The following is a 15538-nucleotide window of genomic DNA, read 5'->3' as shown; positions in this document are numbered from 1 at the left end:
GAAAAACACATTGAAATCACTTGCATTTCTTATATAATAGAAGAGATACGTAAAATAAAACGAAAGATATGGAGTTATCATGGAATTTTCAAGCTTAGAATTTTTATTTCGGTTTTTGCCGATTTTTCTTATTATATATTATCTGGTACCGGTAAAGTATAAAAATCCGGTACTTTTCTTTGGCAGTCTGGTATTCTATGCCATGGGAAGCTGGAAGGATGCACTTCTTTTACTGTTTTCCATGAGTCTGAACTATATTCTGGTATTACTGATGGATCATATAAGAAGGAAGAGCAGCAGAAATACCATGCTTGTGATTTTGCTTTGCTATAATATCGGATTATTGTGTATATTTAAGTATACAAGATTGTCGCTTCCGCTTGGAATCAGCTTTTATACTTTTACCATGCTTTCCTATGTGCTGGATGTCTATAAGAAGAAAACAGCAGCGTTGAGGGATTATCTGGAGTATGGAACTTATATCCTTTTGTTCCCAAAGCTGATATCCGGACCGATTGCCCAGTTTGCCAATATGGCAGGGCAGTTAAAGAAACATCCAATCCGTCTGGAGAAAATCGAACATGGTCTGACTCTTTTTATCATAGGATTGGGATATAAAGTAATTATTGCAAATCATCTGGCAATTCTCTGGCGTGATATTCAGGGCATTGGCTTTGAGAGTATTTCCACACCGTTAGCGTGGATGGGAGCATTCGGTTATTCTGCACAGTTATTCTTTGATTTCCAGGGATATTCCCTGATGGCAATCGGAATCGGAGAGATGCTTGGATTTGATTTGCCGAAGAACTTTGACCATCCGTATCGTTCCAGGACAGTGTCTGAGTTTTACCGCCGGTGGCACATTACACTGGGAAGATGGTTCCGTGATTATTTATATATTCCGTTGGGAGGCAACCGGAAGGGAAATGCGTGGACATTTTTCAATCTGCTGATTGTCTGGGTTGTAACCGGAATGTGGCATGGTTCTACCATTAATTTTCCATTATGGGGCTTGATTTTATTTGTATTTATTGCGTTGGAACGATTTGTAATCAGAAATTTTTTGGAGAAACATGGATGGCTGGCACACCTTTACATCTGGTTTGTAATCCCTCTGACCTGGGTCGTGTTTGCAATTACGAAGTTATCTGATTTGAAAGTATATTTTGCAAGACTGTTCCCGTTCTTTGGAACCGGAATCGCAGTCAATGCAGGCGATTATCTGAAATACGGCAGAACCTATGGAGTGTTTTTCCTATTGGCATTCGTGGTATCACTTCCTTTTATGGATAAGATATTAAAAAAATGCTGGAAGAAGTGGTGGATGAAAGCAATTTTGTTTGTTGTATTATGGATTTGTATTTACCAGATTGCAAATGGACTGAACAATCCGTTTATGTATTTTAGTTTTTAATGGGAGGCTGCCATGAAGAAATGGAAGAAATGTCCGCTTCTTATTGTTACGGCAATCAGCATGCTGCTGGTAAGCGGTGTCGCCTTAGCCGGAACAAAGGGCGCATATAAAGAATATAATAAGGACTGGCCGAAGGTTCCGGCGGTGGCTGGAATGATGCAGGCATCCAAAGAGGGCATTCTGCCATGGGATAAGGCAGAACCGGAGGAGGATTTGGAAAGCGTATATGCTGACAAAGAGGAGCCGGCAACGGAAGAAGCAACAGAAGCAGTTGCAGATACGGAGGCAGAAGCGGATAAGACTTATACTTTTACCGATGTAACCCAGGATTATTTTGATGATGCAGTATTTATCGGAGATTCCAGAACCGTTGGCTTAAGAGACTATGGCGGCTGGGATAATGCAACTTATTATGCCAGTATCGGACTTACGGTCTATGATATGTTTGATACGCCGATTGTCGAGGAAAACGGCGCGAAGATTACCATTGAAGAAGCATTAAGCAAGCATCAGTTTGGTAAAGTCTATCTGATGATTGGAATCAACGAAATGGGAACCGGTACAGTAGACAGCTTTATGAAAAAATATGAAGAAGCTGTCAATCATATCCGGGAATTACAGCCGGATGCACTGATTTTCTTACAGGGCATTATGTATGTAAAACAGGAAAAGTCAGAAACCGACCCGATTTTTAACAATCCGGCAATCAAAGAACGGAATGACAGAATTGCAATGCTTGCAAATAATCACGATATATTTTATATTGATGTAAATGAAGTAGTGACTGACGAAACAGGAAATCTGAATCCGGAATATACTTATGATGAGATTCACCTGCTGGGAAAATATTATTCCCTGTGGACGGATTTCCTTTTGAAACATGGAATAAAGAAGGAGTAAATATATGTCAATCGACCAGAGTAAGATTCGTAATTTTTGTATCATTGCCCATATTGACCACGGTAAATCAACCCTTGCAGACCGTATTATCGAAATGACAGGGCTTCTGACCAGCCGCGAAATGCAGGCGCAGGTTTTAGATAATATGGATTTGGAGCGGGAACGTGGAATTACCATTAAGTCCCAGGCAGTCCGTATTATATATCATGCCAAAGATGGAGAAGAATATATTTTCAATCTGATTGATACACCGGGACATGTGGACTTTACCTATGAAGTATCAAGAAGTCTTGCTGCCTGTGACGGTGCAGTGCTGGTAGTAGATGCAGCACAGGGGATTGAGGCACAGACCCTTGCCAATGTATATCTGGCATTAGACCATGATCTGGAAGTGATTCCAGTCATTAATAAAATTGATCTGCCGAGTGCAAGGCCGGAAGAAGTAGTAGAAGAAATTGAAGATGTGATTGGAATTGAGGCACAGGATGCACCACGGATTTCTGCCAAAACAGGGTTGAATGTGGAAGAAGTATTAGAGCAGATTGTGCATAAATTACCGGCACCAAAAGGGGATGCCAAAGCGCCTCTTCAGGCGTTGATTTTTGATTCTGTGTATGATGCTTATAAAGGTGTTATTGTATTCTGCAGAATCCGGGAAGGTTCCGTAAAACCGGGGACAACCATCCGCATGATGGCAACCGGAGCAGAGGCAGATGTAGTAGAAGTAGGATATTTCGGAGCCGGACAGTTCATTCCATGTGATGAGTTAGAAGCCGGAATGGTAGGTTATATTACTGCCAGCCTTAAGAATGTGAAAGAAACCCGTGTGGGTGATACCATAACAGAAGCAAAGCGTCCTTGTGATGCACCATTGCCGGGATATAAGAAAGTTAATCCGATGGTGTACTGTGGATTATATCCAACAGATGGAGCCAAATATCCGGATCTTCGTGATGCTTTGGAAAAATTACAGTTAAATGATGCAGCATTACAGTTTGAACCGGAGACTTCCATTGCATTGGGCTTTGGTTTCCGCTGTGGTTTCTTGGGACTGCTTCATTTGGAGGTAATTCAGGAGCGGTTAGAGAGAGAATTTAATCTTGATTTAGTAACGACAGCACCAGGCGTTGTATACCGGGTACATAAGACTGATGGTACCATGATAGAATTGACAAACCCATCCAATCTTCCGGATCCATCCGAAATCGAATATATGGAAGAGCCGATGGTTGCAGCAGAAATTATGGTGACATCCGAATATGTAGGTGCCATTATGGATTTGTGCCAGGAACGCCGTGGTATCTATAAGAGTATGGAATATATTGAGCAGACCCGTGCAGTTATTAAATATGACCTTCCGTTAAATGAAATTATTTATGATTTCTTTGATGCATTGAAATCCCGTTCCAAAGGATATGCGTCCTTTGATTATGAGATGAAGGGTTATGAGCAGTCAGAGCTTGTGAAACTGGATATTCTTATTAATAAAGAAGAAGTGGATGCTCTTTCCTTTATTGTATTTAAGGATACCGCCTATGAGCGTGGAAGAAAGATGTGTGAGAAGTTAAAGGAAGAGATTCCGAGACATTTATTTGAAATCCCGATTCAGGCAGCCGTTGGAAGCAAGGTAATTGCCCGTGAGACAGTAAAAGCAATGCGAAAAGATGTGCTGGCAAAATGTTACGGCGGTGACATCAGCCGTAAGCGTAAACTGTTAGAGAAACAGAAGGAAGGTAAGAAACGTATGCGTCAGGTGGGAAATGTAGAGATTCCACAGGAAGCATTTATGAGTGTACTGAAGTTAGATGAGAAATAGATGACAGGAGAACATAGATGGAACTTTATGTGCATATTCCTTTTTGTGTAAGAAAATGTGAATATTGTGATTTCTTATCAGCACCTGCGGACGAGCGGTTACAAAACCGCTACGTGGGTGCTCTTTTGCATGAAATCAGATATTACGGACAGACAATGGGACGTCCGGCTCTTTCTACTATATATATAGGGGGCGGAACACCGTCTCTTTTAGCACCGGAATATATCGCACTTCTTTTAAAACAGATTCAGGTAAGCTTTGAGGTGGAAGCAGATGCAGAGATTACCATAGAATGTAATCCCGGAACTTTAAATGAGGAAAAACTTCTTACCTATAAAGAAGCAGGCATTAACCGTCTCAGCATAGGGTTACAGTCTGCCTTTGATGATGAATTAAAGATATTAGGAAGAATCCATACTTACCGGCAGTTCTTGGAGAATTATGAATGTGCCAGAAGATGTGGCTTTGAAAATATCAACGTTGATTTGATGAGTGCCCTGCCTTATCAGAGTACAGAGAAATTTGTCACCAGCTTAAAGCGTGTCATAGCATTAAAACCGGAGCATATTTCAGCCTATTCCCTGATTATCGAAAAGGGAACACCATTTTATGAAAAATACAAATTCGAGGCAGTGCTCCGGGAAGCCGGAAAGCCGACAGAGCATCTGCCATCTGAAGAGACGGAGTATGAAATTTATAAAAAGACTCAGGAGATTCTTGCAGAGGCAGGTTATGAGCATTATGAAGTATCCAATTATGCTAAGCAGGGGAAAGAGGCAAGGCATAATATCGGATACTGGAAGCGGGTACCGTATCTTGGGGTAGGACTTGGGGCAGCTTCCCTGATTGGAGAAGTACGCTACAGTAATATAAGAGAGATTGAAGCGTATATCAAAGCATGCGGTAATATTTCGGCGAAGGAAATAGATGGAGTACCAGCATTGAATCTCCATGAGAGTGCAGATGCAATCAGCCGCCATGCCCAGATGGAAGAATTCATGTTTTTAGGCCTGCGTATGTTAAAGGGAGTTACAAGAACAGAATTCAAAGAGACTTTTGGCGTGGAAATAGAAGCAGTATATGGCGAAGTCTTAAACCAGCTTCAGGAAGAGGACTTAATCGAGAAAAAAGCCGGTGTAATAAAGCTCAGCGACCACGGTATGGACATCAGTAACTATGTACTCGCCCAGTTTTTACTGGATTAAGTAGTGCGGTGTTGAACAGCATTGAATCAGAACAAATCTAAAGAAATTATAAAATTATAAAATGCTGTTGACAAAAAAAACGAATGGTGCTATCTTAAGTACATAGAAATTAGCACTCTTTCAAGTTGAGTGCTAACAACAAAGAAAAAGCAGTACAAAAAGCTTTTTCAAATACCTATAAAAGTTTCATTTTCAGGAGAACGTGAATGAACGAGAACGAATTAGATGAAAGAAAAACAAAAATCTTAAATGCAATCATTCGCAACTATCTGGAAACGGGTGAGCCGGTTGGTTCAAGAACCATTTCCAAGTATACGGATTTGAACTTAAGTTCCGCAACAATCCGGAATGAGATGTCGGACTTGGAAGAGATGGGATATATTTTGCAGCCACATACATCGGCAGGAAGAATTCCATCCGATAAGGGATATCGCTTCTATGTAGATAATCTGATTGCAGAGAAGGACAAAGAAGTATCCGATATGAAAGAGTTCGTAATTGAACATACGGAGAAGATGGAACAGGTATTGCAGCAGGTGGCAAAGCTGTTGGCGAACAACACGAATTACACCACCATGATAACAGCACCGCAGTATCACCACAACAGCCTGAAGTTCATCCAGTTATCCAATGTGGATGATGAACATATTCTGGCGGTTGTCGTATTGGAAGGCAATCTTGTGAAAAATAAGATGATTCCGATAGAAGAGCCGATAGATAATGAGCATATGTTAAAACTTAACATGCTTTTGAATACACATTTAAATGGATTGTCATTAGATCAGATTAATCTGGGCACCATAGCAGTGTTGAAAGAGAAAGCCGGTATCCATTCCAAAGTCATCAGTGATGTATTGGATGCAGTAGCAGAAGCAATCAGCGAAGACGAGGATTTGGAGATATATACCAGCGGTGCAACGAATATCTTAAAATATCCGGAGTTATCGGATTCGCAGAAAGCAGGAGAGCTTTTAGATGCGTTAGAAGAGAAGAAACAGTTAGTAAGTCTGGTGACGGATAACCTCAGCAATGAGGAGAACGGCATACAGGTTTATATAGGAGATGAATCTCCAATTCAGACCATGAAGGACTGCAGTGTGGTAACAGCTACCTATGAACTTGGTAAAGGCGTGAAGGGAACGATAGGAATTATCGGACCGAAGCGTATGGATTATGAGAACGTCATGGATAATCTGAAAAATTTGAAATCACAACTAGAAGGCATATTTGATAAGCCGAAGAAAGAATAGCATAGAAAGGTGGTAAGAAAGTGGCAGAAGAAAAGAAAGAAGAAGTGCTTGAAGAAGTATTAGAAGACTTAGAAGCAGAGGATGCAAAAAAGCAGGAAGAAGCACAGAATACCGCCTCAGAAGAAAAAGAGGTTGAGGCAGAAGAAAAAACGGAAGATACCGAATCTGAATCGGAAGAAATAGAGAAAGAAGATGAGGAGAAAAAGAAAGGTATCTTTAAAAAGAAAGACAAGAAAGATAAGAAGGACGAACAGATTGAAGATTTAACCGACCGGCTGAAACGTCAGATGGCAGAATTTGAAAACTTCCGTAAGAGAACGGAAAAGGAAAAGAGCCAGATGTATGACATGGGAGCCAGTGCAATCTTAGAGAAAATCCTTCCAGTTATCGACAATTTTGAAAGAGGGCTTGCAGCTGTACCGGAAGAAGACAAAAACAATGGCTTCGTAGAAGGTATGGATAAGATTTATAAGCAGATGATGACAGTGCTGACAGAAGTTGGTGTAACACCGATTGAAGCAGCCGGTCAGGAGTTTGACCCGAATCTCCATAATGCAGTAATGCATGTGGAAGATGAAGAACTCGGTGAGAATGTAGTAGCCGAGGAGTTACAGAAAGGTTACAAGTACAAAGAAAATGTAATCAGACATAGCATGGTAAAAGTAGCGAATTAAGCATAGGAGGATAAGAACATGAGTAAAATTATTGGTATTGATTTAGGAACAACAAACAGTTGTGTGGCAGTTATGGAAGGTGGAAAACCTACCGTTATAGCAAACCAGGAAGGTGCAAGAACAACACCATCTATCGTAGCATTTACAAAAACAGGTGAGCGTCTGATTGGTGAACCAGCAAAACGTCAGGCAGTAACCAACGCAGAGAAAACAATCTCTTCCATTAAGAGACATATGGGAACCGATTACAAAGTAAGCATTGATGACAAACAGTATTCTCCACAGCAGATTTCTGCAATGATTTTACAGAAATTAAAAGCTGATGCAGAAGGATATTTAGGAGAAAAAGTATCAGAAGCAGTTATTACTGTACCGGCATACTTCAATGATGCACAGCGTCAGGCAACCAAGGATGCAGGTAAGATTGCAGGACTTGATGTAAAACGTATCATCAACGAGCCGACAGCAGCAGCACTTGCTTATGGACTGGACAACGAAAAAGAACAGAAAATTATGGTATACGACTTAGGTGGTGGTACATTTGATGTATCTATCATCGAAATCGGTGACGGAGTCATCGAAGTATTATCTACAAATGGTGATACCAGATTAGGTGGAGATGATTTCGATAATAAGATTACACAGTGGATGATTGACGAATTCAAGAAAGCAGAAGGCGTTGACTTATCTACCGATAAGATGGCTCTTCAGAGATTAAAAGAAGCTGCAGAGAAAGCTAAGAAAGAGTTGTCTTCAGCAACAACAACCAATATCAACCTGCCATTCATTACTGCAACAGCAGAAGGACCAAAGCACTTTGATATGAACTTGACAAGAGCAAAATTCGATGAGTTGACACATGACTTAGTAGAAAAAACAGCAATCCCGGTACAGAACGCTATGAAGGATGCAGGCGTAACCAATGCAGACTTAGGCCAGGTATTATTGGTTGGTGGTTCTACACGTATCCCGGCTGTTCAGGATAAAGTAAGACAGTTAACAGGCAAAGAGCCAAGTAAATCCTTAAACCCGGATGAGTGTGTAGCACTTGGCGCTTGTATCCAGGGTGGTAAATTAGCAGGAGATGCCGGCGCAGGTGATATCCTTCTTCTGGATGTTACTCCATTGTCACTGTCTATCGAGACCATGGGTGGAGTTGCAACAAGACTGATTGAGAGAAATACAACAATTCCTACAAGAAAGAGCCAGATTTTCTCAACAGCAGCAGATAATCAGACAGCAGTAGATATCAACGTAGTGCAGGGTGAGCGTCAGTTCGCGAGAGATAACAAATCTCTTGGACAGTTCCGTCTGGATGGTATCCCACCAGCACGTCGTGGAGTTCCTCAGATTGAAGTTACTTTCGATATCGATGCAAACGGTATTGTAAATGTATCTGCAAAAGACTTAGGAACCGGAAAAGAACAGCATATTACAATTACTGCCGGATCTAACATGTCTGATGCAGATATCGATAAAGCAGTAAAAGAAGCAGCTGAATTTGAAGCACAGGACAAGAAGAGAAAAGAAGCAATTGACACCAGAAATGATGCAGATGCCTTCGTATTCCAGACACAGCAGGCATTAGACCAGGTTGGAAATAACCTTGATGCGGCAGATAAATCTGCAGTAGAGGCTGACTTAAATGCACTGAAAGCTTTAGTAGATGCAAATCCACAGGCTGAAAACATGACAGATGATCAGGTTGCTGAGATGAAAGCAGCAAAAGAGAAACTGATGGAAAGTGCACAGAAAGTATTTGCTAAGATGTATGAGAACGCTCAGGCAGCTCAGGGAGCCGCTGGTGCAGGTCCTGATATGGGAGCAGGTGCAGCCGGTGGAGCAGCTGCAGGTTCCGCAGATGATGATGTGGTAGATGCTGATTACAAAGAAGTATAATTCTACAGATAAAAAGCAGTAGAAAGGGTTGGCAGTTTTACTGTCAACCCTTACAAACGGTAAAGAGGGAATAGATTATGGCAGAACAGAAAAGAGACTATTACGAGGTCTTAGGCGTTGATAAAAACGCAGATGACGCAGCAATAAAAAAAGCATATCGTGTCCTTGCCAAAAAATATCATCCGGATATGAACCCGGGGGATAAAGAAGCAGAAAAGAAATTCAAGGAAGCATCTGAAGCATATGCAGTACTGAGCGACCCGGAGAAGAGAAAACAGTATGACCAGTTTGGTCATGCAGCCTTTGATGGAGGTGCCGGCGGAGCAGGCGGATTTGATTTCTCAGGTATGGATATGGGAGACATTTTTGGAAGCTTTGGAGACATTTTCGGAGATTTCTTTGGCGGCGGAAGACGCAGCAGCAGCAGCAACGGACCGATGAAGGGAGCCAATGTACGTGCCAGTGTCAGAATTACATTTGAAGAGGCAGCATTTGGCTGTGAGAAAGAAATTGATTTAGTATTAAAGGATGAATGTAAGACCTGTCATGGTACAGGAGCGAAGCCGGGAACCAGTCCGGAGACCTGTAGCAAATGTCAGGGAAAAGGAAAAGTGGTATATACCCAGCAGTCCTTATTTGGTATGGTACAGAATGTACAGACCTGTCCGGTATGTAACGGAAGCGGTAAAATTGTTCGTGACAAATGTCCGGACTGTCGTGGAACCGGATACATTGCCAGCAAGAAGAAGATTAAGGTCAGCATTCCTGCCGGAATTGATAACGGTCAGAGTGTAAGAATCCGTGAAAAAGGTGAGCCGGGTGTAAATGGCGGACCAAGAGGAGATCTTCTGGTAGAAGTAGTAGTATCCCGCCATCCAATCCTTCAGAGACAGGGCATGGATGTATATTCAACAGCACCAATCAGTTTTGCACAGGCAGCACTGGGCGGAGAAGTAAGAATTACAACCATCGACGGCGATGTGGTCTACGAAGTAAAACCTGGTACACAGACCGACACCAGAATCCGTCTGAAAGGAAAAGGAATCCCATCCCTGCGTAACAAGGCAGTCCGTGGTGACCAGTATGTTACACTTGTGGTTCAGGTTCCGACCGGATTAAATGAAGCTGCAAAAGAGGCACTGCGCCAGTTTGATGCAGAGACCGGTAATTCATTAAAGACACAGAATGGTGCGGCAGGCACGAAAAAGAAAAAGGGATTTATGGGAAAAATTAAAGAGTCCTTCGATGATTTATAAAAATGATAAAGCTGTTTCCTGAAAAATGGAGGCAGCTTTTTTTACGCGAGTAGCGAGAAAAATCGCATGCTTGCATGCAGATTTGGCGAGCACCGCGATAACTCTGGAAAACTGCAAAAGTGAGTTTCTCGTTGTTGCATTTTGTGACAACATATTGTATACTATTCCTGATTCATAAGTTTTTTGTAACCATATGTTGATTTAGGCAACCGTTTATGAGACAAGGAGAGAGATTTATGAAGCAGCATAACAGCGCTGTGATTAAGAAGGATGCAGCACAGTTTGAAAAATGGTGTTTTCAGCAGACTGTGGAACTGGAACATACAAGGAGAGAACTGGAAAATTCCAAACGCGAGATGGAACGCCATCAGAGGGAGTTAGAATTCCAGAAGCGGAAATTCGAGATGGAGAAGAATCTTGAACAGGAGCGGATGAAGCGGGAACAGCATCTTTTTGACATGAAGTGGAAAATATTAGAAAGTGAACTTCAGAAACTTGCTGCCGAAAAGCAGAAAATGGAGCGTCAGAGAGACTTTTACAGCAGAGTACATGAATTTGAACAGGAGAATAGAAGCCAATCATCCAATGTGGTGAAGGGAGAAATGTTCTTTATGGGAGTGGGCAATGAAAAATCGTTGCGGAAGCGTTATAAGGATTTGATTAAAATATATCATCCGGATAATCTCAATGGAGACACCGGTACGATTCAGGAAATTAACCGGGAATATCAGGTACTGATGCAGAAACTGGAAGTAAAATATCAGTAATAAGATAGCAATAATAGCACAGCAATGACATAGCAATAAACAGGAAAATCAGCGGGCAGAAGAAATATGTTCCGCTGTTTTTGTGTTACCAGACATGCGTAGGCGTCGCTATGTATCTAAAGAAGCTGTCTGCTGGTTACCGTTGATTCCCTTACAGTTGCGAAAAATAAAAAGCTATGTTAAGATTAAAATGTTTGCTTTTTATAATAGAAGGTTAAGATAAGAACAGGAGCAGAAACTATGAAATGGGATAAATATACAATAGATACAACAACAGAAGCTGAGGATTTTATCAGCATGATGTTATCAGAAAATGGCATTGAAGGAATTGAAATCGAAGACAATGTACCATTGACGAAAGAAGAAACAGGAGAAATGTTTATTGATTTTCCGCCGGAACTTCCACCAGACGAAGGAAAAAGCAAAGTCAGCTTTTATTTAGAGGCAGGAGAAGACCATACCGAGACTTTAAAGGCAGTTCGCATTGGTTTAGAGCAGTTAAGAAGCATGGTAGAAATCGGAAGCGGAGATATTACCTCCAGCCAGACCGAGGATATCGACTGGATTAATAACTGGAAACAGTTTTTTCAGTCTTTTTATATCGATGATATTTTAATCAAACCAACCTGGGAACTATTAAAGGAAGAGGATAAAAATAAATTCTTAATCGAGATTGACCCGGGTATTTCCTTTGGAACCGGAAAGCATGAGACAACACAGCTTTGTATCCGCCAGATTCGTAAATATTTAAAAGAGGGCGAGCGTGTTCTGGATGTAGGATGCGGCAGCGGAATCTTATCCATTGCAGCATTAAAGCTTGGTGCAGGCAGCGTAGTGGGTACGGATGTGGATGGAGATTGTATCACATCAACTCATGAAAATATGACAGTCAATCATCTGGCAGAAAATTCAGGTGAATTTTATGTTGGAAACCTGATTGACGATAAAGCATTTCAGGAAAAGATTGGCACAGGTTATGATCTGGTCGTAGCGAATATTTTAGCGGATATTATTATTCCGATGGCACCGGCACTTTATCAGTGTGCGAAAGAGCAGGGAGTGCTTATTACTTCCGGAATTATTGATTTTAAAGAAAACGAAGTAAAAGAAGCTTTAGAGCAGGCAGGCTTTGAAATCTTAGAAGTCAACCATCAGGGCGAATGGGTCAATGTAACTGCACGGAAAAATCAGAGGTAAAATAGATGCATCAGTTTTTTGTTGAAAAAAGCCAGGTGGGCAAAGAATATGTTACCATAACCGGAAGCGATGTAAATCATATCCGGAATGTACTGCGTATGAAAATCGGAGAGACGATTCGCATCAGTGACCGGGAAGGTGGCAATTATTTTTGTAAGATTGCAGAAACCGGAGAAAATTTCGTGCAGGCAGACATAGTATCTGTGGACGAAGAAGGAACCGAGCTTCCGTCTAAAATCTATTTATTTCAGGCACTGCCGAAGGGAGATCGGATGGAAACGGTGATTGAAAAGGCAGTAGAACTTGGTGTCTATGAAATCATTCCGGTAGCCATGAAATACTGTGTGGTAAAGCTGGAAGGAAAAAAGGCAGCACAACGGGTACAAAAATGGCAGGCGCAGGCAGAGACTGCAGCAAAACAGTCAAAGCGCAGTATCATTCCAAAGATTCATGAAGTAGTATCTTTCAAGGAAGCCTTAAAGCTGGCAGAAAACTGTGATATCCGCTTAGTGCCTTATGAAAATGAAAATGGCATGGAAGGAACCAGGACAGTATTAGAGCAAATCGAACCGGGGAAGAGTATCAGTATTATGATAGGACCGGAAGGCGGATTTGCAGAGGAAGAGATTGCAAAAGCAAGAGAGACCATGCAGTCCATTTCCTTAGGAAGAAGAATACTTCGGACAGATACAGCAGGTATCTGCATGATGTCCATGCTGATGCTGCAATTAGAGAGCCGTATATAACGAAAAAACAGTAAGAAAGTGTAGAAAAGTATGGAAGCATATCTGGATAATTCTGCGACCACCCGCTGCAGTGACCGGGCGTGTCAGTTAATGGTAGACCTTCTGACGAAGGATTATGGCAATCCATCTTCCCTTCATATGAAAGGAATTGAGGCAGAACGATTTGTTGAGACTGCAAAGAAGAAAATAGCAAAAACATTAAGAGTATCAGAAAAAGAAATCATCTTTACATCCGGTGGAACGGAGTCAAATAACCTTGCGATTATCGGTGCTGCAATGGCAAACCGCAGAGCGGGAAATCATATTATAACCACATCCATTGAACATGCATCCGTAGAGAATCCAATGGAGTTCTTAAAGGAGCAGGGCTTTGAAATTACTTATCTTTCTGTGGATGAGAATGGAATTATTTCACTGGAAGAGTTAGAAGAAGCAGTGACGGAACAGACCATTCTTGTTTCCATGATGCAGGTAAATAATGAAATCGGAGCCATCGAGCCGGTTGCAGAAGCTGCAGAGCTTATTAAGAAAAAGAATCCGGATACACTGATTCATGTAGATGCAATCCAGTCTTATGGAAAAATGTATATCTATCCAAAGAAACTTGGCATAGACATGCTTTCCGTCAGCGGACATAAGATTCACGGTCCAAAGGGAAGCGGATTCCTCTGGGTGAAGGAAAAGACGAAATTAAAGCCGCTGATATTAGGCGGTGGACAGCAGAAGGGAATGCGTTCCGGAACGGAAAATGTACCGGCAATTGCAGGTCTTGGAGAAGCAGCAGAAGAAATCTATGAGAATCTTGATGAAAAGAGAGCGCATCTTTACGGATTAAAGCAGCGTTTTATCGACGGAATCGAAAAGCTGGAAGGAACCCATGTAAATGGAAAGACCGGAGAGGATTCAGCACCACATATCGTCAGCGTCAGCTTTGAAGGAATCCGAAGTGAAGTATTATTACATTCACTGGAAGACAGGGGGATTTATGTATCTTCCGGTTCTGCCTGTTCTTCAAATAATCATGCAGGCAAACAGAAGGGAAGCAAGACCCTTAGAAACATTCATTTAAAGGAAAACCTTCTGGATTCCACACTGCGTTTTTCCTTCAGTGTGCATACAACGGAAGAAGAGATTGATTACGCATTAGAAGTACTGGGAGAGCTGCTTCCGGTATTGAAGAAATATACAAGACATTAAAAGAGAAAGGAAATCATATGTATAAATCATTTCTGGTAAAATATGGAGAAATCGGAGTAAAGGGAAAGAACCGCTATATTTTTGAAAATATGTTAATGGAGCAGATCCGCCATGCGTTAAAGACAGCAGAGGGCGAGTTTGAAGTAACCAAAGAGCAGGGAAGAATCTATGTCAATGTAGTATCCGATGACTATGATTATGACGAGACCGTAGAAGCATTAAGCCGTGTATTTGGTATTGTAGGATTCTGTCCATTACTTCAGGTAGAGGATGAAGGCTTCGATAAATTAGCGGAGACAGTGGTAGATTATCTGGGTAAAGAATATCCGGAAAAGAACTTTACCTTTAAAGTAAATGCAAGGAGAGCAAGAAAGAATTATCCTCTTGATTCCATGGAAATCAATGCTGAACTGGGTGGAAAAATCTTAGATGCGTTCCCGGAGAGCAAGGTAGATGTGCATAACCCGGAGGTTATGGTCTGCATTGAAATCAGAAGCCTTATCAATATTTATTCCAAGGAAATTCCGGGACCGGGTGGAATGCCGGTAGGTTCTAACGGAAAAGCAATGTTATTATTATCCGGCGGAATCGACAGTCCAGTAGCAGGTTATATGATTGCAAAACGTGGAGTAGCGTTGGACGCAACTTATTTTCATGCACCGCCATATACTTCAGAACGTGCAAAACAGAAGGTAGTGGATCTGGCAAAACTGGTAGCAAGATACAGCGGACCTATCAATCTTCATGTAGTGAATTTTACCGATATCCAGCTTTATATTTATGAGAAATGTCCACATGAGGAGCTTACCATTATCATGCGCCGCTATATGATGAAACTGGCAGAGCATTTTGCTAAAGAAAACCGCTGTTTAGGACTGATTACCGGAGAGAGTATCGGACAGGTCGCAAGCCAGACCATGCAGTCATTAGCGGCAACCAATGAAGTATGTACCATGCCGGTATACCGCCCATTGATTGGATTTGACAAGCAGGAAATCGTAGAAGTGTCAGAAAAAATTGATACCTATGAGACATCTATCCAGCCGTTTGAAGACTGCTGTACCATTTTTGTGGCAAAGCATCCGGTTACCAAACCGAACATTGAATACATCAAGAAATCTGAAACAAAGTTAGAAGAGAAGATTGATGAACTGATGCAGACTGCAATTGATACGGTAGAAGTGATTCACGTAGAAGCAGAGTAGTGCGCATCCTTG

13 protein-coding genes are annotated in these 15538 nt (G+C 41.6%); all 13 read left to right on the top strand.

All coding sequences use genetic code 11. The features are described 5' to 3' along the window. The first annotated feature begins 79 nt into the window (after nt 1-79). The 13 genes from LKD41_RS01580 (at nt 80) to thiI (ending at nt 15526) form a co-directional block, all read left to right on the top strand. Nucleotides 80-1414 (top strand): MBOAT family O-acyltransferase, encoded by a 1335-nt coding sequence (locus tag LKD41_RS01580; protein ID WP_117840938.1) that lies wholly within the window; start codon nt 80-82, stop codon nt 1412-1414. 12 nt (nt 1415-1426) lie between these two features. Then, a complete protein-coding gene (locus LKD41_RS01575; protein ID WP_227700189.1) occupies nt 1427-2314 on the top strand; it encodes a GDSL-type esterase/lipase family protein in 888 nt (295 codons plus the stop codon). Nucleotides 2315-2318: 4 nt separating this feature from the next. Then, on the top strand, nt 2319-4130 hold the full coding sequence (lepA, locus tag LKD41_RS01570) for a translation elongation factor 4 (protein WP_022243087.1): 1812 nt from the start codon (nt 2319-2321) through the stop codon (nt 4128-4130). Nucleotides 4131-4147: 17 nt separating this feature from the next. Continuing rightward, nucleotides 4148-5335: a radical SAM family heme chaperone HemW gene (gene hemW, locus LKD41_RS01565; RefSeq protein ID WP_117696996.1), complete on the top strand. Its 1188-nt coding sequence runs from the start codon at nt 4148-4150 to the stop codon at nt 5333-5335. A 206-nt stretch (nt 5336-5541) separates the two neighbouring features. Further along, nucleotides 5542-6585, top strand: coding sequence for a heat-inducible transcriptional repressor HrcA (gene hrcA, locus LKD41_RS01560; protein ID WP_022243085.1), 1044 nt, complete (start codon nt 5542-5544; stop codon nt 6583-6585). A 20-nt stretch (nt 6586-6605) separates the two neighbouring features. Next, nucleotides 6606-7259 (top strand): nucleotide exchange factor GrpE, encoded by a 654-nt coding sequence (gene grpE, locus LKD41_RS01555; RefSeq protein ID WP_227700188.1) that lies wholly within the window; start codon nt 6606-6608, stop codon nt 7257-7259. Nucleotides 7260-7277: 18 nt separating this feature from the next. Beyond that, on the top strand, nt 7278-9158 hold the full coding sequence (gene dnaK / locus LKD41_RS01550) for a molecular chaperone DnaK (RefSeq protein WP_117840941.1): 1881 nt from the start codon (nt 7278-7280) through the stop codon (nt 9156-9158). A gap of 77 nt (nt 9159-9235) precedes the next feature. Next, nucleotides 9236-10414, top strand: coding sequence for a molecular chaperone DnaJ (gene dnaJ / locus LKD41_RS01545; RefSeq protein ID WP_227700187.1), 1179 nt, complete (start codon nt 9236-9238; stop codon nt 10412-10414). 236 nt (nt 10415-10650) lie between these two features. Beyond that, nucleotides 10651-11181: a molecular chaperone DnaJ gene (locus LKD41_RS01540; RefSeq protein ID WP_022243081.1), complete on the top strand. Its 531-nt coding sequence runs from the start codon at nt 10651-10653 to the stop codon at nt 11179-11181. 240 nt (nt 11182-11421) lie between these two features. After that, nucleotides 11422-12378, top strand: coding sequence for a 50S ribosomal protein L11 methyltransferase (prmA, locus tag LKD41_RS01535; protein ID WP_227700186.1), 957 nt, complete (start codon nt 11422-11424; stop codon nt 12376-12378). A gap of 5 nt (nt 12379-12383) precedes the next feature. After that, on the top strand, nt 12384-13124 hold the full coding sequence (locus LKD41_RS01530; protein WP_022243079.1) for a 16S rRNA (uracil(1498)-N(3))-methyltransferase: 741 nt from the start codon (nt 12384-12386) through the stop codon (nt 13122-13124). Between the two features lie 30 nt (nt 13125-13154). Further along, nucleotides 13155-14321 (top strand): cysteine desulfurase family protein, encoded by a 1167-nt coding sequence (locus LKD41_RS01525; protein ID WP_227700185.1) that lies wholly within the window; start codon nt 13155-13157, stop codon nt 14319-14321. A 17-nt stretch (nt 14322-14338) separates the two neighbouring features. After that, nucleotides 14339-15526: a tRNA uracil 4-sulfurtransferase ThiI gene (thiI, locus tag LKD41_RS01520; RefSeq protein ID WP_117697007.1), complete on the top strand. Its 1188-nt coding sequence runs from the start codon at nt 14339-14341 to the stop codon at nt 15524-15526. Nucleotides 15527-15538 lie beyond the last annotated feature (12 nt).

It is taken from the genome of Roseburia sp. CLA-AA-H209 (assembly GCF_020687575.1).
Lineage (GTDB): Bacteria > Bacillota > Clostridia > Lachnospirales > Lachnospiraceae > Roseburia_C > Roseburia_C amylophila.
The sequence above is the reverse complement of the archived record's forward strand: the minus strand, read 5'-3'. Positions and strand labels throughout refer to the sequence as shown.

What these genes read in the sequence shown, in the direction of transcription:
- LKD41_RS01580 (WP_117840938.1), top strand. Translation starts at nt 80, where the DNA reads ATGGAATTTTCAAGCTTAGAATTTTTATTTCGGTTTTTGCCGATTTTT.
- LKD41_RS01575 (WP_227700189.1), top strand. Translation starts at nt 1,427, where the DNA reads ATGAAGAAATGGAAGAAATGTCCGCTTCTTATTGTTACGGCAATCAGC.
- lepA (WP_022243087.1), top strand. Translation starts at nt 2,319, where the DNA reads ATGTCAATCGACCAGAGTAAGATTCGTAATTTTTGTATCATTGCCCAT.
- hemW (WP_117696996.1), top strand. Translation starts at nt 4,148, where the DNA reads ATGGAACTTTATGTGCATATTCCTTTTTGTGTAAGAAAATGTGAATAT.
- hrcA (WP_022243085.1), top strand. Translation starts at nt 5,542, where the DNA reads ATGAACGAGAACGAATTAGATGAAAGAAAAACAAAAATCTTAAATGCA.
- dnaK (WP_117840941.1), top strand. Translation starts at nt 7,278, where the DNA reads ATGAGTAAAATTATTGGTATTGATTTAGGAACAACAAACAGTTGTGTG.
- dnaJ (WP_227700187.1), top strand. Translation starts at nt 9,236, where the DNA reads ATGGCAGAACAGAAAAGAGACTATTACGAGGTCTTAGGCGTTGATAAA.
- LKD41_RS01540 (WP_022243081.1), top strand. Translation starts at nt 10,651, where the DNA reads ATGAAGCAGCATAACAGCGCTGTGATTAAGAAGGATGCAGCACAGTTT.
- prmA (WP_227700186.1), top strand. Translation starts at nt 11,422, where the DNA reads ATGAAATGGGATAAATATACAATAGATACAACAACAGAAGCTGAGGAT.
- LKD41_RS01530 (WP_022243079.1), top strand. Translation starts at nt 12,384, where the DNA reads ATGCATCAGTTTTTTGTTGAAAAAAGCCAGGTGGGCAAAGAATATGTT.
- LKD41_RS01525 (WP_227700185.1), top strand. Translation starts at nt 13,155, where the DNA reads ATGGAAGCATATCTGGATAATTCTGCGACCACCCGCTGCAGTGACCGG.
- thiI (WP_117697007.1), top strand. Translation starts at nt 14,339, where the DNA reads ATGTATAAATCATTTCTGGTAAAATATGGAGAAATCGGAGTAAAGGGA.